The organism is Roseibacillus ishigakijimensis, from assembly GCF_016595415.1.
Taxonomy (GTDB): Bacteria; Verrucomicrobiota; Verrucomicrobiia; order Verrucomicrobiales; family Akkermansiaceae; genus Roseibacillus; species Roseibacillus ishigakijimensis.
In genome coordinates this window covers 40,809-62,433 of sequence record NZ_JAENIO010000010.1, presented here as the reverse complement: position 1 = coordinate 62,433, position 21,625 = coordinate 40,809, and the positions used below count along the sequence as shown (strand labels likewise).

Sequence of the window (21,625 nt, the reverse complement as noted above, 5' to 3'; positions counted from 1 at the left end):
CACGCCTGGATTTGTCACTACCTTAGGAGCAACAGCGCACCCGGAAGAGGCCCTTTTCTTCTTTTTCTACCGAAAAGGAGACCGGGAGGAAAGCCTCGATGACCGCGCTATTGGTCGGCAGGTGGTTGTCGGGGGCGGTGGTGGTGAATTCTCCTCCCCCAGCCAGGGCCAGGGGGAGAAGAAGTTGATCGGCGAGGTGCCGGCCTACCGCCGCTCCAGTGTCGTGGAAGGTGCGCATTGCCTTGCCCACCCGCGAGCCGATTCGCTCCGCGCTCTGGCCTCGTTCCCCGCAACCGCTGGCCAGTTCGCTGCTGTGCTCGTAGCGGGCCTCGGCCAGCACGATGAGGCCTTGCCCCGGCCCTTCCTCGCGGCGCTCAAGGGATTGATGCTCGCAAGGCCATTGCCGGGCCACCGAGGCCATCAGGCGCTCGCCCACCGAGTCCTTGATCTGGCGGGAGATGACCCGCAACGCCTGCTCTTGCAGAGCCCCGCGATCGGTGAGTGTGAGAGGCTGAAATCCTCCGTCCAAGGGCTCAATGGTGCTTTCCAAAACGCCGCCGCCGCTGGGGGCAAAACCGGTCTCCCGCAGTTGCAGGGTCGCGCGGGCCCCCATTTTTTGCAAAGCGGGCAGGTAGACCCGTTCGATGAAATCCACCGGGGGGGCGAGGGGATTGTGGGTGCCGCCGCGCAGGGTGAGGGTGGAGGGCCCTCCCGCCAGCCAGAGCGCCGGGAGGAGAGTCTGCAGGAGGAGTGTCGTGCTCCCGGCAGTGCCGATGGCAAACTCGTAAGCGCCTGGCCGCACCTCTCCGGCGCGAAAAACCAGTTCGCCCGAGCCCAGTTCCGCGCCGTCGGCAGTGCCGTCGCTGATGGCGCAGACTGCCCGCACACAGGTCAGATGCTGGCGCATCAGGCCCGGGCGGGTGCGCTGGCCGCGAATGTTGACGAGGCGGAAGGGTTGCCCCGTGATGAGGGCCAGACTGAGGGCGCTGCGGAGGATTTGTCCGCCGCCCTTTTGCCCGTCCAGAGTGAGGATTTTCATCGTTTTTCTGCTGCTGGTCTCCTCAATCATCCGCCGCCGCCGAATCCTTGATCACGAAGCGGGCTTCCAGTTGGGCCACGGTTTTGGCCAAGCCGGCCGCTTCCACGCTGTGGAGAACTTCGGCGAAATTCTTGTAGGCGTCGGGCGACTCGTCGATGGGATACTTGCGGCTATTGAACAAAATATCGGCGGTGTCGAACTCGGCATCGACCGCCGCTTGGTCGAGGGTGCGGGCGGCGTGACGGCGGCCCATCTGGCGACCAGCTCCGTGATTGACCGACCAAGCGGTGCGCTCGGCCCCGCCCTGCGCGACCATCACCACCGAGCCATCGCGGGGATTGCCCGGCAGGAGAATGGGGTGACCGGTCTCGGCAAAGGGAGTGCCTGCGAGCGAAAAGTGTCCGCCCGGCACGGCCCGGGTCGCGCCTTTGCGGTGGACCCAGGCCTTCCTTCCGTCGACGATCTCCTCCCGCGCGATGTTGTGCGAGATGAAGTAAACCAGCTCGCCAATGGTGCCGGGGAGCACTTCTTGGAAGGCTTCCAGGACGAGGGCATTGATGAGGAGGTGGTTCACAGTCGCAAAGTTCGCGCCCAGCGCCATGTCATCGAGGTAGGCATTGGCCTCGGGAGTTCCCAGCGGAGCGTAGACCAGCTTTTTGTCACCAGCGGGATAGGGGATGTTCCACTTTTCGAACATCGCTTCCAGGTCCTTGAACTGGGCACAGGCGAGAATGTTGCCGAAGCCCCGCGAGCCGCAGTGGCTGAGGAAAGAGACGTGCCCGTCGCGCAGCCCGAAGACCTCTGCGGCCTCCCGCGCGGAGGGGCGATCCGCCACCCGGGTGATCTCGCACTCGCCGAAGTGGTTGCCGCCGCCATAGGAGCCGAGCTGGCCCATCTTTTGGCCAAAGTGCCGCACGCGCTTGCTTTCAATGATGAAATCGAGGCGCTTGCGCAGGCTCTCCACGGTGCCGTCGTGGCCGAGATGGGCCGAGTCCTCGCAACGCGCCGCCCATTCGGGGGGAATGCCGAGGGCTTCGCAGACCTCGCGGGAGGCTCCCTCGGTGACGACCTGGCGACCGAGTTCCTCGGAGATTTTCCGGCCTTTTTTCACGTTGCGGGTTCCGCGACCGGCTCCGGTGGGGGTGCGGTCGGTGATGGCCTGAATGAGGGCCCGGCGGACGCGCTTGTCTGCGATGGCTTCCTCCGCGACATCGGTCTGCAGGAGAGACATCGAGCACTTGATGTCCACGCCGACGGGTCCGGGGTAAATGTGGGTGGGTGAGACCATCACGCAACCGATGGGGGCACCGTAGCCCGCGTGTCCGTCGGGATTCAGAATGACCTCGCTCACGCCCGGGGCCAGGCGGGAGTTCACGATTTGCTGGAGGCAAGTGGGGTCGAAGGCCTCCCGGATGGCATCGTTGGCGATCACGGTGATGGGCTTGCCGGAATTGTCGGGCAGAGGGATGAAGCCAATCGCCTCGTCGGTTTTATGAATGGTGATCATGGTTAGATAATTTTCTAATGGCAAGCTCCGTGCCAGAGGTGCTCATAAAGTCTTAACTGATTGACTATTGGCTTATTGGGTGTTCTTTTGGTGTCGGTGTGAATGGACCTTTTTCCAGAAAATTTATCTTTCTGGAGAGTTTTTTATCCAGTAAGACGTTCTTTTCGCGAAAAAAAAAGCGCTCGCCGGTGAGGAGAGCGCTTTTTGAGAAAAAAGAAGGTTCAGAGTGGGTCTATTTCTCGAAAATGGAGGCAAAAAGATCGTCCATGTAGCGGAAGGCGCGCTTGGCCGTGGTCTCATTGTATTCTGCTTTGCCCTCCATCTTGGCCTCGGGGTCGGTGAAAGAGTGGACGGTGTTGCTGAACTGAACCAGTTGCCAATCAACCTCAGTGGTGAGCATGGCTTGCTCGAAGGCGGTCACGTCTTCCTGGGGCACGAAGGGGTCAGCAGCTCCGTGCAGGACGAGAACCGAGCCTTTCATCTTGTCGGCATCGCGTTCGAGGGTAGGGGAAACGAGATCGCCATGGAAGGAGACGATAGCATCAAGGTCGGCGCCACTGCGGCCCAGTTCCAGCACGGTGCCGCCGCCGAAACAAAAGCCGATGGCAGCGGTGCGGGATTTGTCGAGCGGCGCTTTCTGGGCCAAAAGAGTTTCCAAGGCCAGATTGGCCCGTCGGCGCATGAGGTCGCGGTCGGCGCGCACTTTGCCCGCTTGTTGTCCGGCTTCCTGGGCATTTTGTGGGCGCACTCCGGCACCATACATGTCCGCCACGAAGACCACGCGGTCCTGGCCGGCCACTTGACCTGCTTTTTCAATGGAGGCTTCGGTGACCCCCATCCAATTGGGAACCATCAGGATCGCGGGTGCAGGATCCTTGAGGGAATCATCGAAAACGAGGACGCCATCAAATTGGGTGTCGCCGTCGTGGTAGCTGATGGTCTTTTTGACCAACTCGGCCCAGCTGGTGGGGGCCAGAAGGAGACTGGAGAGCAAGGGGAACACGATTTTCATCATCTCCGCCAAAATAGGGTCTTCCTGCCATCCCGCAAGGGGAGAATGGAGACTCGCGAGGAAAAGAGTGGGCTTGCTTTCTGGCGAGTGCTGGCAGCCTGTTGAAAAACGAGGAAACGAAAAATCCCTTGTGTGAGGGAGGGAGATTCTGCGGCTCCGTTGAGGAGAGGAAGAAGGGGCCTCTGACGAGCGGCGGCCCTTTTGTGGTCAGGCGGCGTTGCTCGTCGGTCGCGGGGCACACCCCGCTTCCTCCTTTCGCCTGGCCTGACCACAAAATGGCTCGCTGTTTTTCATTCCCTCCTATTTCAACAGACTGCTAGCCTGCGGCGGTGAAAAAGACGGTGGGAATGGGCTTGCTGGGCTCGCGCTTGGATCGCGGGAATAGCCCGGGGCGATGGGAAGGCTGGCGGCCGACAGTGTCGCTCTTTCAGCACGAGGATCTCTTGCTCGACCGTTATCACTTGCTCACCGAGGCTGGTCACCGCGACTTGGCCGATCAGGTGGCGGCCGACATCGCCCTGGTCTCGCCCGAGACCGAGGTGCGGGTGGAGGAGATTGCCTTCGGGCGCGATGCCTGGGACCTCGCCAACGTCTATGGGGCGCTTTTCGACTGGGCCCGTGGGCAGGATTTTCACTCCGGGGACGACCATCTCATTCACATTACCACCGGCACCCACGTGGCGCAGATTTCTCTCTTTTTGCTCAATGAGGCGGGTTATCTGCCGGGGCGCCTGGTGCAGACCGCGCCTCCCTTTGGCAAAGCCCGGCGGGGGCAGCCGCGGGTGGGGCGTTACTCCTTCATTGATCTCGACCTCTCGCGTTACGACGAGTTGACCAGCCGCTTTGCGAAAGAGCAGATTGCGAGCACCGATTTTCTCAAAAGCGGCATTGCCACCCGCAATGAAGGCTTCAACCGCCTCATCGCCCGCATTGAGCAAGTGGCCCTGCGCTCGCGGGCCCCGGTCTTGCTCACCGGCCCAACGGGAGCGGGGAAGAGTCACCTCGCGCGCCGCATTTACGAGTTGCGTCGTAGTCGGGCCAATCTGGCGGGTGACTTTGTGGAGGTCAATTGCGCCACTTTGGGCGGAGATACCGCTGCTTCCACCCTCTTTGGGCATCGCAAGGGAGCCTTCACGGGCGCGCAGAGCCATCGCCCCGGCCTCCTCCGCACGGCTGATGGGGGCATGCTCTTTTTGGATGAAATTGGCGAACTCGGTCGCGACGAGCAGGCCATGCTGCTGCGGGCGTTGGAGGAAAAGACCTTTCTGCCCGTGGGGGCCGATGCGCCGGTGAGGAGCGATTTCCAGCTCATCGCGGGGACCAATCGCGACCTCGGCCGGGCGGTGGCGGAGGGGCGGTTTCGCGAGGATTTGCTGGCCCGCATCCAGCTTTGGACCTTTGCCCTCCCGGCTCTGGCGGAACGACGGGAAGACCTAGCCCCCAATCTCGATTTCGAGCTCGCACGCTTGAGTGAGCAGGAAGGGCGGCGCGTCAGTTTCAACAAAGAAGCGCGCGAGGCTTTTCTGCGTTTCGCGGAGTCGCCCGACACCCCCTGGCGGGGAAACTTCCGGGACCTCAATGCCGCGCTCACCCGCATGTCCACCCTGGCACCCCGGGGGCGGATTCGGGTGGAAGAAGTGGAGGAGGAAATCGCCCGTCTGCGGGCGAGCTGGCATCGGCCGGGAGAGAACGCCGCCGCTTTGGGAGTGGACTTGACCCACTATTTCCCGGCAGCGCAATTGGCCGAGATCGACCCTTTTGACCGGGTGCAATTGGCTCACGTGATCGCCGTTTGCCAGCGCTCACCCAGCCTCTCGGCCGCTGGACGGGAGCTTTTCGCCGTCTCGCGCCTGAGGCGGGCCAAACCCAATGATTGCGATCGGCTGAAAAAGTATCTCGCCAAATGGGGGCTCTCCTGGCCAGTGCGGGAGAAGTGATTATCTATCTGGGCGAGAAGAGCTGCTTGGGTAGGGGAAAACCCATTATTTGACCGATTCTTTCTTGGCTGTCCTGAAAACAAGGTTTGATTATTTGTGTCTCTTTCCGCACTGGAAAAACGTGAAGAAGGTCATTGAAATCGCTGAGGCGAGATAAAGCCACATGATGAGCATGTCCCGTTTGCGTTTCTGATCCTCTAGTAATTCAAGGCGCTGAGAATAGGATGACAACTTATCCTCTAAATCAGCCCAAGATTCTGAGGACGAAACCTGCCCGGCTGTCTGCGAACCGATCTCAACGGCAAGTCCAAGTCTAAGACTTTCCGCTGACCTTCGAAGATTCTCAGGAGCTGTATTTGTTGTGCCAAGGTTCGAGAGTTCCGTGTTATCCCGCATGTCCAAGATAGACATCCCGCAGAATGTGAAAAATAGAGTGTATGATGCAAGGTATCCTTTGTCGATGAGGCTCATTTTTAGTGGGACAGGGTCGATTACTGCAACGGTGCTCCGATAGGAGTGAAGTGGTTCTTGGGGCGCAAGAATAAAGTTTAGGGAAGGACTAATTCTGCCGCAAAACGAGGAAGGTGTCGGTATGCTCCTTTTGATGGCTCCGAGCTCTCGCCTGACGTATTTCGATCGGCGCTTTGGGGAGAGATTGCGATCTTGATTGGAAAGGAGGGGGTCTTTTCACTGGCGAAAACTTTGTTGCAACGGGGTTCCTTGTGACGTGGGCAGTGGGGGAGACTGTTGCTAAGAACGCTCAGATGAGACGTTCTCTCCAGAGTCGCTGAATAGGAAAAAAGGGTGTCCGCCGATGAGGCAGACACCCTTTTTGTAAAAGTGGTTTTCTGGAGAGCCGGTCGCTTACTCGGCGGGCTTGTCCACCACGGTGGACTTGATGCGGAGTTCGCGCAGTTGCTTGAAGTCCACTTCCGCCGGGCTGTCGGTCATCAGGTCGCTGGCCTTGTTGTTTTTCGGGAAGGCAATGACCTCGCGGATGGAACTCTCTCCCGCCACCAGCATGGCAATGCGGTCAAGGCCGAGGGCCACCCCGCCGTGGGGAGGGGCGCCGAAGGTGAAGGCCTCCAGGATGTGGGCAAACATCGTTTCCTTCTCCTCTGCGGTCACGCCGAGGGCGTCGAACATGGCCGATTGCAGGTCTTGTTCGTGAATCCGGATGGAGCCGCCGCCCAGTTCGTAGCCATTGAGGACCACGTCGTAGGCTTGGGCCAGGAGGCCGTCGCCGAGTTCGCCCTTCTTGAGCGCTTCTTCGTGCTCGGGGATGGGGCGGGTGAAGGGGTGGTGGACGGCGTTCCATTTGCCTTCCTCTTCGTCGTAGCCGAGGAGGGGGAATTCGGTGACCCACAGGAAGTCGAGCTCCTTGTTGCCTTCCAAGAGATTGCGCAGGTTGGCCACTTCCAGACGCATGCGGCCGAGCACTTCGCAGGCGGGCTCCCATTTGTCGGCGGCAAAGAGGATGAGATCGCCGGGCTCAATGTTGAGTTTGCTGCGCAGGGCCTCCACCTCTTCTTCGGTCATGCGTTTGACGAAGGGCGAGCGCCAGGTCTTGCGGTCCACGTCGCGGGCTTGGATGTAGGCGAGTCCCTTTGCCCCGGCCTCGATAGCGGTTTGGGTGAGGCGTTCGATCTGCCCGGTGGTGGCGTCGGCGAAGCCCTTGGCGTTGATGGCCTTGACCACTCCGCCCTTGGCCACCGCGCCGGAGAAGACGCGGAATTCGCAGTCCTTGAGGTCCTCGGTGACGTCCACGATCTCCATGCCAATGCGGCGGTCGGGCTTGTCCGAACCATAGGTGTTCATGGCCTCGCGGTAGGTGAGACGCTCGAAGTTCGCGGGAATCTCGACTTCGAGGGATTCCTTGAAGATGCGACCGAGCAAGCCTTCCACGAGGGCGATGATGTCGTCCTGAGTGACAAAGGAGGTCTCGATATCGATTTGGGTGAACTCCGGCTGGCGGTCGGCACGCAGGTCTTCATCGCGGAAGCAACGGGCGATCTGGAAATACTTCTCGATGCCTCCGACCATGAGGAGCTGCTTGTATTGCTGGGGGGCCTGGGGCAAGGCGTAGAAGGCCTTGGGGTGCATGCGGGAGGGCACCAGGAAGTCGCGCGCGCCTTCGGGAGTGGACTTGGAGAGAATGGGGGTCTCCACTTCGAGGAAGCCGCCTTCGTCGAGGTAGTCGCGAGTAGCCTTGGTCACGCGGTGGCGCAGGCGCATGTTGCGGTTCATGCGTTCGCGGCGCAGGTCGAGGTAGCGATACTTCATACGCAAGTCCTCGTTGGAGAGTTCCTTGTCCAGTTGGAAAGGGAGGACCGCAGCTTTGTTGACGATTTTCAGCTCGGTGGCCGAGACCTCGATGTCGCCGGTGGGCAGGTCGGCATTGGCGGTGGACTTGCCATCGATTTCGGGACGGGCTTCCACCTTGCCCACGATCTGCACCACGTCTTCATCGCGGAGGGTGTGGGAGAGCTTGGCCATCTCGGCGGAGACTTCCGGGTGGAAGACGACTTGGGTGAGGCCCTCGCGGTCGCGGAGGTCGATGAAGATGACGCCGCCGTGGTCACGGGCAGACTTCACCCAGCCGATGAGGGTGACGGTTTCGCCGATATCGGCGGAGCGGAGTTGTGAGCAGTGATGAGTTCTCATGGGAAAAGGGTTGGAATAATTGTCGCAGAGACACTGAGACGCGGAGGAGCGCAGAGGTTCTTGGATGAGTCTAGGGTTTTTGGTGGTGAGGCGGAGGCTCAGAGTTTCTCAGGGTTTTGGAAAGAGTTTATTTTGGAGAGTTAACAATGCGGGTGAGACCGTTTTTGAGGAGTGAACTATTGAAATTGATGAGAAGACCGAGCTCTTTTTGCGTGTGGCGCAGGTAGGTCAGGAGTTGGGCTTTGTGGACGGGTAAAATATTCTCGACGGCTTTGATTTCGATGAGCAAGCGTCTCTCTACAAGGAGGTCGATGCGATAGGCATCTGGAATTGAGAGTTCTTTGTAGGCAATGGGGAGGGTGATTTGGGAGTCACAAGTGAGATTGCGGAGTTCAAGTTCGTAGATAAGAGCTTTTTCGTAACTCTGCTCCAATAAACCCGGTCCGAGGATCCGGTGCACCTCGATCGCTGCGCCAATCACGAGTTCTGACAACTTGTTCAAATCCATTGATAGAATAGTCAAATTAGACTCTGCGATTCTCCGCGTCTTGGTGTCTCTGCGACGAAAAACTAAGCCAACAAGGGACCTTCGGGGTCGTTGAGGCGGTTTTTGAGATAGGCGATGAGGTTGGTGTTGGGGGCGATCTCCTCTTGGGATCGGGCACTGAGATTCTTGAGGACGAGCTGCGGGTAATCACGACCAATGACGAGGGCGAAGGGCGCGAGGGTGGCGGTGGCGGCCTTGAGCTGTTTGTCGAACTTGGTCTTGCTGAGCGGGTAGTCGATGCGGAAGCCGTTCTCGCGCAATTCCTGGATGAGGGCGAGGGCTTCGGGGCGCTTTTTTTCGTCGTCGATGACCACGTAGAGATCGCAGCTGGCATTGCGTTGGCGCCAGGCTTCGAACTGCCGCTGGGCATTGGCGTTCTCGCTGACGAAGAGGCCAATGACGACATCGCCCATCGCGAAGCCCATCGCGGGGAGCTTCACTTTGCCATCGGTCAGGGTCTCGACCAGAGTGTCGTAGCGGCCTCCTCCGGCCACGGCGCGCAGGGACTTCTTGGTGTCGAAAATCTCGAACACGACTCCGGTGTAGTAGGCCAGTCCGCGCACGATGGAGAGGTCGACCTCGATGAAGTCGCCCAGCCCGCGGGCGGTGAGGTTGGCCTGGATTTCGCGCAGGGCTTCGGACTCGTTGGCGGGATCGGCGATGAAGGCGCTCAGCTGCTCCGCCTGCAGGCCGAGGGGGGCCAGCTTGGCGGCGGTCACTTCGGGCTTTTCGCGCTCCAGTTTGTCGACCACTTGCAGCAGTTCGGCCAGCTGCTCGTCATTGAGATTCTGCTCGGTGGCGAATTTCGACCAGGCATTGCGGTCAGAGAGGCGCACTTTGAAGTCGTCTTGGCCGAAACCCAGGTCGCGCATGGTGTCGATGGCGAGGGCGATGAGTTCGGCATCGGCAGCGGGGGAATCGTCACCCAGAATGTCGGTGTTGAATTGGTAGAACTCGCGGGTGCGGCCCTTTTGCGGCTTTTCGTAGCGGAAGCACTGGCCGATCTCGAACCATTTGAGCGGCTTGGGGTAGTCGCGTTGCTTGGCGGCGGCGAGGCGGGCGAGAGAGGCGGTGACTTCGGGCCGGAGGGTGACGTCGCGACCGCCCTGGTCCTCAAAGCGAAAGAGTTGCGAGGAAAGTTCACCCCCTGATTTTTTCAGGTAAAGCTCGGTGGGTTCGAGGAGCGGGGTTTCGTATTCCACGAAGCCATAGCGGGTGGCCACCTGCCGCCAGCGGTCGAAGAGGTAGTTGCGCAGTTGGCAATCGTTGGGATCGAAGTCGCGGAAGCCTGTGAGAGTTTGAAAGCCGGATGCCATAGTGGTGCGAGGGAAAGGGGCAGGGAGGTAAAGGATGGACCCGCGCTTGTCGAGCATAGAGCCGGACTGAGGGGAGGGCTGCAGGGTGGTTCCGTCCCGGGCGCTGATCGTTTGGAGCGGGACTTGGCGGCTGCGAACTGCTATTGGGAGGCCATGAAAATTCTCTTTGCGCTCGTTCTGATGGTCTTTTCTCCCTTCCTGTGGGCTGATGCTGGGAAGGCCCTGGCGGAGTTTGAGAAGGCGGATGCCGAGCTCAATCGGGTCTACCAAGAGGTGAAAGAGGGCCTCAGCGAATCACTTTTTTCGGTGGTGCAGGCCGACCAGCGTCAGTGGGTGGACTACCGCATTGGGTTGAGCGAATGGCAGGCGGCTGCGGATGGGAAAAACCGGGAAGCGGAGTATGACTTGGCGGGCAGTCTGACCAAGGAGCGCATCAAGTGGTTGCGGGCTTGGTTGCAAGCGGGTGAGGCTCCCGAGTTCGAGGGACTTTACAGCGATGGATACGGTGGCGAGTTGGGCATTGTGAAGACGGAGGCGGGGTATCAGATGCGGCTCAGTGTGGTGCGCGGCCCCACTTTTCATGTCGGCTACCTCAGCGGCGCGTTAAAAGTCAATGGCTCGACGGCGTGGTTCGAAGTCGACAATGGGGAAGGCGAACGGCCCACTTGGTTGACCCTGCTTTGGCAGGACGATGGCACCCCGCGCATCCGTCTGCTGGGGGAGAATACCTGGTATCACCACGGTGCCCGGGCCTATTTCGACGGCCGTTACCTTTGGATGAGGGCTTTGAGCACAGAGGAAAAAGCGGAGGTGCTCAAGGGCGAGGAGTGAGCGGCTTGTTTTTCAGGAATGGCAGGGAAAGGACCGCCAGCATGAGCAGGATGAGGCCCTGCACACTGAGGTGGCACCAGGGATGGGGACCGAGATGGTCGAAGAGGGAAGCCTGCTCGGGCTTGCGCATGAGGAAGGCGTAATTCGTATCGAGGAGGACATTGATGATGAGAACCGTGAGGAGGTAGAGGTCGATGCAGAGGAAGACGCGCAAGGTGGTTTTCCACAAAGGTCGCCGTGGTCGCCAACCGAGGCCGAGGGGGAGAAAGAGAGCGGCCAGGACGACGGCGAGATGGAGTTGGAAAAAGGAAAAATAGACCGGGTTGGGAAAGTCTCGCGTCAAACTGGGGGTGATGAGCCCCTGTAACGTGCCCCCGAGGCCGAGGTAGTAGGTTAGCTCGCAAAGGAGCGGGCGGCGGGTGAGGAGGGCGGCGGCGGCGACCAGAGAAGCGCAGTCGCAGAGGTGCAGGGGGAGGAGGTTGTCGAGCTTGGGATTCTCAAAAGCCACCCGGTGGGAAATCATGGTGTGAAAGACGGAGGTCAGGTTGGCCAGAATGAGAATCCAGAGAAGAGACTTCGCCGCCGGATGCCCGGGATCGCGACGGTGGGTCAGAATGGCGGCGAGCAAGAAGATGAAACCGCAGGCGAGGGCCGCCCAGTGACTGGGGGAACCGTGGACGAAGGCGGCGGCGGGCAAGAGCGGCATTCCGGGCAGATTGACTGGGCCAGGCCCCTTCGTCAGGTAAAAAAGCATTTCCGCTTGTCGGGGAGGGCGCTCGGGGCGACTTTCCCGGCGTGAACGACACCCTTGGCCGCCCCCTCCGCGATCTGCGCATCTCGGTGACTGATCGGTGCAATTTTCGCTGTCGTTACTGCATGCCGGTGGAGGTTTTCGGACCGGACTACCAATTTTTGGACCGGGCCGAGGTCCTCACCTTCGAGGAAATCGTGCGCGTGACCCGAGCTTCGGTGGCGCTGGGCGTGCGCAAGATTCGGCTCACCGGCGGCGAGCCCCTGCTGCGCCGCGATGTCACCCGATTGGTGGCGCAACTGAAGGCCATCGAGGGCGTGGAGGACCTGGCTCTGACGACCAATGCCACCCTTTTGGCCCGCCATGCCGGGGCTCTGCAGGCGGCCGGGCTTGATCGCGTGACGGTCAGTCTCGATGCCCTCGACGAAGAAGTTTTTGCCCGCATGAATGGTGTGGGGGCCAAGGTCAGCCGCGTGCTGGCCGGGGTGGAGGCAGCCCTCGCCGCCGGTCTGCCGGTCAAGGTCAATGCCGTTATCCAGCGCGGGGTGAACGAGCAGGAAGTGCTGCCTCTCGTCCGCTGGGGGCGCGAAAGCGGGGTCACGGTGCGCTTCATCGAATACATGGATGTGGGGGAGAGCAATGGCTGGCGCATGGGGGAGGTGCTCACTGCGCGCGAGATCGTGGACCTGGTGGCGGCCGAGATGCCCGTCGAGCCTGCGGATTCGCGTTACCGCGGCGAAGTCGCGGGGCGCTGGCAGTTTGCCGATGGCAAGGGTGAGTTCGGGGTCATTTCCTCGGTGAGCAAGCCCTTTTGCCGCGACTGCACCCGGCTGCGACTTTCTGCCGAAGGGCGGCTCTTCACCTGTCTTTTTGCGAGCGAAGGAACGGAGATCAAGAGTCTTCTGCGGAGTGGGGCCAGTGCGAAAGAGCTGCAAGCGGCTCTGGCCGGAGTGTGGCAACAGCGCACTGACCGCTACTCCGAAGAGCGCGGTCAAGGGAGCAAGAAGAAGGCCGAGATGAGCTATCTGGGAGGCTGAAGTCTGGAAGGGGAGTTACCTTGCGCAATTGGCGCCGATCAGAATTTTCGATAGGCATGAGACATCGACTTTGCCGCCGCCGCCACCGTTTGACACCGCTTCGGCGATGATGCGGGCGGATTCGCCAAAGATTTGATCGACGCATTTCGAGAATTTTCTCAAGTTTTTAACACATTTGCCCACCCGTCTGACGAGTAGCCCATACTCGGTGAGGGCGGCGGTTCCCGCAGGGTCCGTGAAGCTGAGAGGGTTGTTGTTGACGTAGCGATACAGGTTGTAGTCGCCGCCCTGGTAGCGAATCGGATCCTGTTGCTGGAAGCGGCGCAAGGCCGGGTTGTAGTGACGCCGCTGGTTGTCGTAGAGGCCGAGGTCTTCGTAAAAGTGTCGGCCCGCAAAGCGGATCGAGGCAAAATCAGCCGGGACCGTTCCGCGCGGATTGCCGAAGGAATCATAGTCGACCCAGTGGAGGGGATTCCCGTCGCGCGCCAGGATGCCGTTGACGCTGCCAATCTGGTCGGTGAGGTAGAAGCGGGTGCCGTTTTGAGGGGTCCATTCGCCATAGCGCTCGAGTGGTTCGGCGAGATTGTAGAGATACATTTTATTAATCTCTGTCGCCCCCTCCGAAAACTCGGCAAAGACGTGTTCCCGGTCCCAGAGGAGATAGGTGGTCGTGCCAGCAATCGTCCGCGACATTTGGCGCCCGAGGTAATCGTAAGCGAACTCTGCGATGACGGTGGCATCGGTGAGTTGGTCCGGCCGGGTCGCGACGGTGGTGAGCTGGTTGCGGTGATCGTAGCTGTAGAGAGTCTCGGCACCAGTGACTGTATTCCGCTGTGAGATGATGTTTCCTTCGTTGTCGTAGTCGAAGGAGAGATCGCCGCGGGTGAGGAGCCGGTTGTCTGCCCCGTAGGTGCTCAAGTCGCCGCTGATGTCGTTCCCGGCGAGGTCGTAGGTGAAGCTTTCATCGTCGAAAGCGGTATGAGTCGCGGAGGTGAGCTGCCCCATCACATCGTAGGCAAAGGTGGAGGTGTTTCCGGCTTGGGCGCGGGTGAGGATCTGATCGGCCAAGTCGCGGGTGAAAGTGACTTCGCTTTCGGGAAAGGCCAGTTCGCCCAGGGAATTCTGGTGAGAAATGCTGCCGAGGGCTCCGCCCGGGAGCCGGGTAAAGAGCGATCGTGAAACCGGTTCCAAGTAGAAATCCGAGGTGCTGTAGACGTTGTATCTCTCGATGGCGGTCTGGTTGCCCTCGGCGTCGTAGCGCATTCTCACGCTGACATCGAAGTCCGTGGTTCCCCCGGCGCCATCGGGCGTGGGGGGGATTTCATAGTTGAAGCCGTAGGGCCGGGGGCCGACGAAGCTTGACCTGACCGAGATGCCGGGGCTGAGGGTAAGGCGCGAAGGCACATCGGTGCGGCCCTGGAGAAAAATGTATCCCAAAGTGAAATCGTCTTGTCCCTGATAGGCGAAAGTAAAGGAGTCGGGTATCCCGCCAATGTTGCTCGAGCTGAAGGACCAGACGTTGTCGCCGTCGCTCACCGAACTGAGCCGAGAGGTCGAGCCGAAATAGCTATAGTCGAACTGACGAATGATCTCCTCCCCCTCGTGCCAAGCTTCGCTGGCGATCTGGCTGTATTCGTTGTAGGTATAGGTGATGCGCTTGCCATTGCGATTGACTCGTTCGCTTACCCGGCCCTCGGCATCGTAGCTGGTGGTTGCCGTTTGGCCGTTGGCGTCGGTGAAGGAGGTTTCTCGTTCGAGGGCATCGAAAGTGAAGGTGTTTTCATGCCCTCCCGGGACGGTGATCCCGGTCATGTTGCGGGAGGCATCAAACTCGCGTGGCACCGTGACGCCATTTTTCATGGTCTCGCTCAACAAGTTGAAATCACTGTCCAGAAGTTCGGTGCGGGTTTCGCCAAACGCATCGGTTTCGGTGTAGATGCCCTCTCCATCCATTTCGGCGTAGCTGTTTGCGATCGTGGCTCCATTCGGGTAGGTGACGGTGCTGCTAGCGGTGCTGTCGTCGTAGGAAAAGGAGATCTCTTCGCCCAAGCTGTTGATCATGAGAAGGGGGCGTCCAAGTTCATCGTAGTGGTAAGATCGGTCGAATCCTTCAAGGCCCTGCAGGCGGGACATGAGCCCGGTCTCATCATAGTAGGTGACGTGATACTCTTCCCCATTACGGGTTTCAGTTTTGAGCGCGCCGCTGTCCGAATAAGTCAGGATTCGTTCAGAGAGGTTCGGAATGGCATAGCCCCGCTCGCGGATGAGGCGTCCGAGTTCATCATAGTCCTTCAAGATGTTGCGTCCGCCGATGGATTGCTCTCGGGTGAGATTGCCAAAGGAGTCATACTCCAGTCTCAGGTCGGTGCTGAAGATGGACCCCTCGGGGGCGAAGTCAATGAACTCCGCCAGGCCAGCCTCATTGTAGCGGGTGCGGCGGCGGGTGTTTTCGGTCCGGACTTCAGTTTCCAAATCAGGGTGGCGTTCGTCCTCGTAAACGCGGGTGGTGACCTTGCCGAGGGGATCGGTTTCTTCAATGACGTTGCCGCGATCGTCGTAAAGCAAGGTTGTCACGAATCCGCGGGGACTGGTGAGGGTGCCGCTGCGGGCGAGGGGATCCCACGATTGCTCCTCCTTGTTGCCAAACTCATCATAGACCTCGGCGAGACGGCCGTCTTCATCGTAGGAAAAGCGTCTCCCCATGCGCCCGGCCGGGTCGGTCACGGAGGTCAGGTAATGGGCGAAAGTGGGATCGTAAGCAAAGGTGGTGGCGACCACTTGCGCGGGAGGCAGCACGGAGGCGAGATCGCCATTGGCATCATACGAGTAGCTCCAAACACCCCCGTCAGGCTGGGTAATGGTCGTGATGCGTCCGGCCTCATCGCGGGCGAAAGTGAGGGCCAGTCCGCTGGTGTGGGTGATTCCTTCCGGCCCATAGCGGAGGCCCGTGCCACTGGTGTTCTCGGAGGCCAAGAGGCCGTTTTCCTGGTGGATGGTGTGGACGGTGCCATTCATCTCCGTCAGCAGATAGGTGTCGGGATTCCACGGGAACGGAACAAAGTTCAAGGTGACGTCCCCGCTGCCCGTAAGAGAAAGGAAGGGCCGGTCCCGTTCGGGAACTTCCAGTTGATAGGGATTTCCGGGATCCGGAACGAAAGTAGCGCGGTAAATCGCGCCGAAGGGACCGCCGGCGGCAAATTCGGGTTGGAAGGTGAAGGCGATTCGCTGGCCGTTTGGCGCGGTCAGATAGACCCGCGTGCCGACCCGGAAGGGGCTTGCCCCGAAGAGAGTGGCTCCCGTATTGGGCACGGTTTCAAACAGATCGGGATCCCCCACGGAGAGGGACCAGCCGTAACCGAAGTCGCCCGATTGCCCAGCGTTGAGTGAGTCGTAAACGCGTTCGATTTGCAGGGGAAATCCTGCCAGTTCGATCGAGGCATCGGTAAAGAGTTGGCGGTTGCGACCGGGCTTGGCGATGCCCGCGACCTCGAATTCCACGGCTTCGACCCGCCCCAGGCGGAGGTCATTGAAGGCGGTCAGACGCAGCAGGTAGCGGCCATTTCGCAAACCCGTGGTGTCAATGGTGCCAATGGACGACTCCGTAAAGGCCTCGCTGCCGGAGGCAATCTCGGTCCAAGCTGCGGAGTCGGCACCGACTGCCGCGGGGTCAACTTCTTCGTAGGGTGCGACCTCGGCGGTCCATTCGGTGAGATCCCGTTCCGACTGCAGACTGGCGATGACCTCCTGAACCATCGCCGCCGTGCTATCGTGTTCCGGGGTGATGATTTCCACTACGGGCCGCAGGGCGGCCTCCTCGACCCCGATGCCGATGGCTTGGCCGAGGAAATTGCTCAGTCCTCCTGCCGCCGGGGTAGCGCTCAGACGGAGAAAATAGATCCCCGGGTCCAGGTCATCGATATTCAGATCGCCCAGGGCATCCGAGTAAATGGCGGTGTTGCCCGTAGCGAGCGAGACATAATCGGGGTCGGCGATCGAGATGTCAGTGAGGTCGATGTCGTCAATGGGAGCGAGTTCGAGAGACCAATTCACTTCCGTTCCATTGGTGGGAATGACCGAACCCACCACGGTCAGGTTTGCGGTGGGCACCTCTCCCGGTTGGGGGGAGAAAAGGCGCAGGTCGATAGTCCCGGCTCCCTGCTGCTCGGCCAAAGCTTGCGGGTCGTAGGGGAGTTCTCCGTTTTCATCGAGGACGATGAAAGTCCAGTCTTCGGTTGTCATTTGTCCCCCCGAGTCCGTCGCCGTGGCCGAGAAACGGAGTTCGCCAGCAAAGCCGGGGGTAAAGGTTACAGAATGATTCTCGTCGAGAACCACCGGGTTGCCATTTACGATTGCGGAGAGGCCTGGAGTGCCGAGATCGTCGCTTGCGATGAATGTGAGAGTGAGCGCCTGGCCAACCTGAGCTTGGGAATCGCTCTGCACCAGCACCGCCGGGGGGAGGTCTTGGAAGAAGCGGCCGAAGTGCCGGTCGAAGGTTTCTGTGCCCGTGATTTCCACGCGGTGGGCCGAGGTGTTGAGCGGAAGATAGTTGAGGGCCTGAAAACCCGCCAGCCCGTATCCTCCGTCGGAATTGTTTGTGGTGGCCTCACCGGAAGTCTGCGAAACCACCCGGATCACTCGCACCGCTGACAACTCGGGAAAGTCGGCCAGGTCCACTGGAATGGTGAAGCCTTGGGAGGCGCCGAGCAGAACCTCCTGATCGTATTCAATGAGGTTGCTTTCATCGGGACCGAGGAAGTAGGAGGCTGGTTCCCCGGCACGAGCTTGATTGCCGTTGCGCGGCACCGCGACGAGAAAATCGGGGCCTTCGAGATCGACGATGGTTTCATCGAAGCGAACGGTCACCGAGGCATTTTCGGGAAGGGAGAGGTGGTGGGCCCGGGGAAAGGAGCCAATAGGCGGATTGACCGGGCGGGCTCCGATTGGCAGGAGAAGGAGGTCCGGATCCACCGTTTGGAGCTCGCGTCCGAGGATGGCCACGTCCAGGGCCGGATAGTTGTCGAGAGGGAAAAATCCGTAAGCTTCAGGGAGAGAGCCGGGAGCATGGGTGTAGTCCACCACCTCGTCGGCGAGACCGTCGGGCAGGACCGGGAATTCTTCCACCGGGAGGGTCTGGGTGTCTCCTGCGCGGAGGACCTGGCGGACCTCGTAAAGGCCGGGTGAGAGTCGGGTGAAGGAATAGGAACCGTCGTCGTCGGTCAGCTGGCGAGGCTCCTCCTCATCGAGTCGGCCGTTGAAGTTGCGGTCCAGAAAGACCGTCGTCCCGGCGATGGGCGTGGCGTCGGTCAAATCCCCGGAGAGGTCGGCGGTGAGATAGACCGTGCCCTGGATCGTCCCCCCGGTGGGATCGAAGATGAGGGGATCGGTCATGGTGAAAAAGATCTCCCGCCCATCCGACACGGTGTCGCCGTCGGTATCTTCGTCCGTGATATCGGTCCCGAGAATCACCTCTTCCCGATCGGAGAGGCCGTCGTTGTCCTGATCGAGGGAAGGGAGAGGTTCCACCGCGAAGAAGTAGCGGGGCTCTTCGGAGGTAAGGGTTTGGCTTTCCTCCGACCCCGTGGCAAGGACTGCCGAGTCCGGAACAGGCTCGAAGGGGAGTTGCAGGTCAGGCGAGGCGACCACTTGAAAGCGTGAATAAGGAGTGGTGTTCCAAGAGAGGAGGAAGTTGTCATTCTGACGCTCAAAAATAGGATAGAGCCGCGAGTTGGCATCGAAGGGATCGGTGCCGGCGTAGTATTCCGAGCGGGTCGTGAGCCCGTCTCCATCAGGATCCAAGTCCCACTGCCAGGCTTCGAGCTGGTTGGATTCTAGAAAAAATTGCCCCGTCGTTTGAGCGGGGGAAAGGCCGGTGAGGAAGAGGGAAATCAGGAGCGCACGCATGGGAAAGGAGGTTAGGGACAAGGGTTCAACCGTCGGGCAAAGGGAGGGATTATATTTTTTCATAAAGAAAATGGAGTCACTTTTATGAACCGTAATCCCATTGGCCTTCATACCACAATGCCAAGCGAGACAGAAGGACGTTCCGCCTGTTTCGTGAAAAACCTGCCGATCGTCGAAGGAAGTGAACTCCGCCGGGGCGGCACCGAGGGCACAAAAAACCCGGCACCTTGCTAGGGCCGGGTTTTTGAATTCAGCTGATCTTCTTTGCCGGACGTTATTCAGTGGGCAGCTCTAGCAGGGCGTATTCGCCGTCCTTGCGGCGGTAGACGAGCTGGTTGAGGTTGCGCCGGGCGTTCTTGAAGAGGACGAAAGGCTTGTCGGAAAGCTCGAGCTCCATGATGGCTTCTTCCTTGTAGAGAGTGCGCAGCCGGTAGCCTTCGCGGTGGACGATGAGGGGTTCCGGATCGACCTCGGCTTCTTCCGGGTGGTCGAGAATGGCGTCATTATACCATTTCTCCTCGAGGTGCTTGATGGTGTTCTCCGGCTTGGGGCGGTGCTTCTTGAGCAAACGGGTCTTGTGCTTGCGCATGCGGCGGGCGATCTTGTCGACCGTCTTGTCAATGCTCTTATACATGTCCTCGGACTCAGTCGAAGCCTCAATGACAATATGGTCGGCGCAAAAGAGCAGGATTTCCGCGATGTGGCGGTTCTTTTGAACGTCGAGAATGGCCTTGGCCTCGATGATGCGGGGATAGTCTAAGGAAAGTCCGTCAATTTTGGAAACAGCGTAATCCCGCAGGGAGTCGGTGATTTCTTCGTGACGGACGGTTACATTTACAGGTGCATCAGCGTTTGCAGTTTTCATGAATTACGTTCTACGGATTTTACATCCATCCCAACGCTAGATCAGGAATCCCCATCACGCCAAGTCTGAGTTTTAAAAAAGAGGAGGAGGGCTGATAATCAATCGAATATTCTTGAAAATCAAGGTAGGTGAAATGTTCCACGTGCGCAGTTGAGGAGCGGTGGAAAGGAGCCAAAAAAAAGCCGCTTTTCCTGAGAAAAAGCGGCCTGAGAGAGGAGGAAAGGGGTTCCGTCTTTACTCTTTGTCGGTAGCGTGCTCTTCGCTCGCGGTGGGTTCTTCTGCCGGGGTGGGTTCTTCTGCCGGGGGCGCAGTGGCGGGAGATTCCTCGGCTGCGGGGGTGGCTTCCGGAGCTGGGGCGGAGTCTGCTGCGGGGGCTTCGGTCGGTTCCTTGTTGGGCGCTTCCTGTTGTTCGGCGGAGGCAGGAGCGGGCTCAGAGGGCTGGGAGGTCTCCTCGGCGTCAGGGGTCGCAGTCTCCTCCTTTTTCTTTTCCTTCGCCTGGGGCTGAGGTTGTTGGGGAGGGTTGCTTTTGGCCAAGTGGACGGTGCTGTCGGCCATCAGAAGCACAAAACCCTGATTGAGCAGCCAGTGGAGGTCGTGGTAGTAAGAGCGCTTGGTCTCTTCCGCCGAGTCGGCCGGGAGGACGCCCTTCCAGAGCTCTTCCAGGTTTTTGCCGCTATTGGCGCGGATCCAGGTGAGCAGCTGGGCGGGTCGCTCGGAGAGGCTGAGGTCCTCGGGCACGGCGTGGGGGCGGGCGGGGCCGGCCTTGAGCTTTTTCTTCCACTTGAAGACGGCGAGGTGGCGTCCGGAGAGCTGGCGGCAGAGGATGGGAGTGAGCTTGGAAGGATAGCGTCGCTCGTCGCCAACAGTGGTCTTTAACAGGGTCAGGAGGCCGGGGGAGAGGAGTTTGGCCGGAATGTTGCCCGGCACCCAGGCGCGGTCGACCTCGGCGTAGAGGTGTTTGAAGTGGGTGGCGAGGAAGTGGGCTTCCACCTCGCGGCGGTCGGTGAGGAGAGCGGCTTTTTGCGCGCTGTCTGCGGCCGATTCCTCACTGCTCGTGGCCGATTCCTCTTCGGCTGCTGGGGCGGTCGCGGTGTCGGTTTCCTCTTGGGGCTCAGCGTTCTCGTTGGCAGGAGGCTGCTCTGCATCGGCGGCAGGTTGTTTCTCCTGTTCCGGGGAAGCGGTCTCTCCCTGGGGTGCAGCTGCTTCGGGGCTCGCTTGCTCCTCCTCGGAAGAAGTTTCGCTATCCTTTTTGCTATCGGCTTTTTCTTCTTCCCGGGCCTTGTCGGCGGCTTTGCGGGCTTCGCGCAGAGCGAGAATTTCTTCGGTGGAAAGGGGGCGATACTGGAGTTGCTTCTTCTGGCTCTCCAGCCATTCGTTGACGATTTCTTCGCCGTTTTCCACCCGGATGCGGCGCTTGTAGTCCTCCAGCGACATGTTGCTGAAGCGCTCGGCATGGCGTTGGGCAATGGTGGCCTGATAGCTGTGATAATTGGGCGGCGCGATGAGTTCACCGGAGAATCCGCACTTGGCGACGGCGGTGAAGTTGCCTTTGGGGGCTTCCACTTCGGTCTCAATCTCTTCGTAGAGCTCCGGCAGGAGGTTGGCCTGCCAGAAGTGACTGATTGCTTCCCCTTTGGTTAACCAGAGGGAGCCGTCGCTTTTGCAACGGAAAAATTTGCTGCCTTTGGGGGCTTCGAAGGTGACGTTGAAGCGCTCGCGGGCTCCCATCACCACGCGGGCGAGGTCGAAGACAGAATAGGTGCGGCCTCCGCCCTGAATCTCGCGGGCGAGGTTGTCGAGGCCTTCTTCCACCGGCATCACGCTGGCGGTGAAGCCCTCGGGGGCAGGCACTTCCACACGTGGTTCCCGCGGGCCCCGGCGGTCGTCGCGCCGACGATCCGGGCGCCGACGATCTCCCCGGTCCTGATTGTCCTTACCGCGGTTTCCTCCCCGTTGGTCCCGACGATCATTCTGTTGCCGTCCGCGGCCGCCACCACCTCCCCGACGATCACCGCCTCCTCGGCGGTCCCGGCCTTCGCGGGGGCCAACTTCCTTGGAGTAGTCCCGGGCGGGGCTTTTGTCTTTGGCCCAAGCCGGTCCGAAATCGAGTCCGGTCAAATCGAGGGGGCTTTTATCCGCATCGCTCATAGCTGTTGGGCCCTTGGCTACCAGAAATCCGGGCGTTGACCAACCTTTCTCAAACGAAAATTTCCACTCG

At 60.1% G+C, this 21,625-nt stretch carries 14 protein-coding genes; 3 read left to right on the top strand and 11 right to left on the bottom strand.

The genetic code is table 11. From position 1 onward, the window contains the following. Positions 1-22: 22 nt before the first annotated feature. From rtcA to JIN78_RS05830, 3 genes are all read right to left on the bottom strand, one after another. Entirely contained in the window at positions 23-1,039 is a 1,017-nt protein-coding gene (gene rtcA, locus JIN78_RS05840) for an RNA 3'-terminal phosphate cyclase (protein WP_200391012.1), read from the bottom strand. Between the two features lie 22 nt (positions 1,040-1,061). Then, positions 1,062-2,546, bottom strand: coding sequence for an RtcB family protein (locus JIN78_RS05835; RefSeq protein ID WP_200391011.1), 1,485 nt, complete (start codon positions 2,544-2,546; stop codon positions 1,062-1,064). A gap of 232 nt (positions 2,547-2,778) precedes the next feature. After that, positions 2,779-3,558, bottom strand: a complete 780-nt coding sequence (locus tag JIN78_RS05830; protein ID WP_200391010.1) for a dienelactone hydrolase family protein — start codon at positions 3,556-3,558, stop codon at positions 2,779-2,781. 329 nt (positions 3,559-3,887) lie between these two features. On the opposite strand from JIN78_RS05830, the gene rtcR reads away from it, so the two are divergent. Then, entirely contained in the window at positions 3,888-5,495 is a 1,608-nt protein-coding gene (rtcR, locus tag JIN78_RS05825) for an RNA repair transcriptional activator RtcR (RefSeq protein WP_200391009.1), read from the top strand. Positions 5,496-5,585: 90 nt separating this feature from the next. Here the strand turns inward: rtcR and JIN78_RS05820 are convergent, their stop codons facing one another. The 4 genes from JIN78_RS05820 to hisS all read right to left on the bottom strand — a co-directional run bounded on the left by JIN78_RS05820 (position 5,586) and on the right by hisS (position 10,022). After that, a complete protein-coding gene (locus tag JIN78_RS05820) occupies positions 5,586-5,966 on the bottom strand; it encodes a hypothetical protein (protein WP_200391008.1) in 381 nt (126 codons plus the stop codon). Positions 5,967-6,359: 393 nt separating this feature from the next. Continuing rightward, positions 6,360-8,159 carry an aspartate--tRNA ligase gene (aspS, locus tag JIN78_RS05815; protein WP_200391007.1) on the bottom strand — a complete coding sequence of 600 codons (1,800 nt, stop codon included), beginning with the start codon at positions 8,157-8,159 and terminating at the stop codon, positions 6,360-6,362. A 127-nt stretch (positions 8,160-8,286) separates the two neighbouring features. After that, a complete protein-coding gene (locus tag JIN78_RS05810; protein WP_200391006.1) occupies positions 8,287-8,667 on the bottom strand; it encodes a GxxExxY protein in 381 nt (126 codons plus the stop codon). A 62-nt stretch (positions 8,668-8,729) separates the two neighbouring features. Further along, complete coding sequence (hisS, locus tag JIN78_RS05805; protein ID WP_200391005.1) at positions 8,730-10,022, bottom strand: histidine--tRNA ligase; 1,293 nt, start codon at positions 10,020-10,022, stop codon at positions 8,730-8,732. A 153-nt stretch (positions 10,023-10,175) separates the two neighbouring features. Between hisS and JIN78_RS05800 the strand changes: the two genes are divergently transcribed. Next, entirely contained in the window at positions 10,176-10,853 is a 678-nt protein-coding gene (locus JIN78_RS05800) for a lysozyme inhibitor LprI family protein (protein WP_200391004.1), read from the top strand. On the opposite strand, the gene JIN78_RS05795 is transcribed toward JIN78_RS05800, so the two are convergent. Continuing rightward, positions 10,837-11,559 carry a YwaF family protein gene (locus JIN78_RS05795; protein WP_200391003.1) on the bottom strand — a complete coding sequence of 241 codons (723 nt, stop codon included), beginning with the start codon at positions 11,557-11,559 and terminating at the stop codon, positions 10,837-10,839. The two genes, JIN78_RS05800 and JIN78_RS05795, sit on opposite strands and share 17 nt — an antisense overlap. Positions 11,560-11,648: 89 nt before the next feature. Here JIN78_RS05795 and moaA point away from each other — a divergent pair, with 89 nt between their 5' ends. Continuing rightward, a complete protein-coding gene (gene moaA / locus JIN78_RS05790; RefSeq protein ID WP_200391002.1) occupies positions 11,649-12,641 on the top strand; it encodes a GTP 3',8-cyclase MoaA in 993 nt (330 codons plus the stop codon). A 15-nt stretch (positions 12,642-12,656) separates the two neighbouring features. On the opposite strand, the gene JIN78_RS05785 is transcribed toward moaA, so the two are convergent. The 3 genes from JIN78_RS05785 to JIN78_RS05775 form a co-directional block, all read right to left on the bottom strand. Further along, a complete protein-coding gene (locus tag JIN78_RS05785) occupies positions 12,657-18,542 on the bottom strand; it encodes an RHS repeat-associated core domain-containing protein (protein WP_200391001.1) in 5,886 nt (1,961 codons plus the stop codon). A gap of 274 nt (positions 18,543-18,816) precedes the next feature. Continuing rightward, positions 18,817-19,407 (bottom strand): ribosome hibernation-promoting factor, HPF/YfiA family, encoded by a 591-nt coding sequence (gene hpf / locus JIN78_RS05780; RefSeq protein WP_200391000.1) that lies wholly within the window; start codon positions 19,405-19,407, stop codon positions 18,817-18,819. Positions 19,408-19,641: 234 nt separating this feature from the next. Continuing rightward, positions 19,642-21,555: a hypothetical protein gene (locus tag JIN78_RS05775; RefSeq protein ID WP_200390999.1), complete on the bottom strand. Its 1,914-nt coding sequence runs from the start codon at positions 21,553-21,555 to the stop codon at positions 19,642-19,644. Between the last annotated feature and the right edge of the window lie 70 nt (positions 21,556-21,625).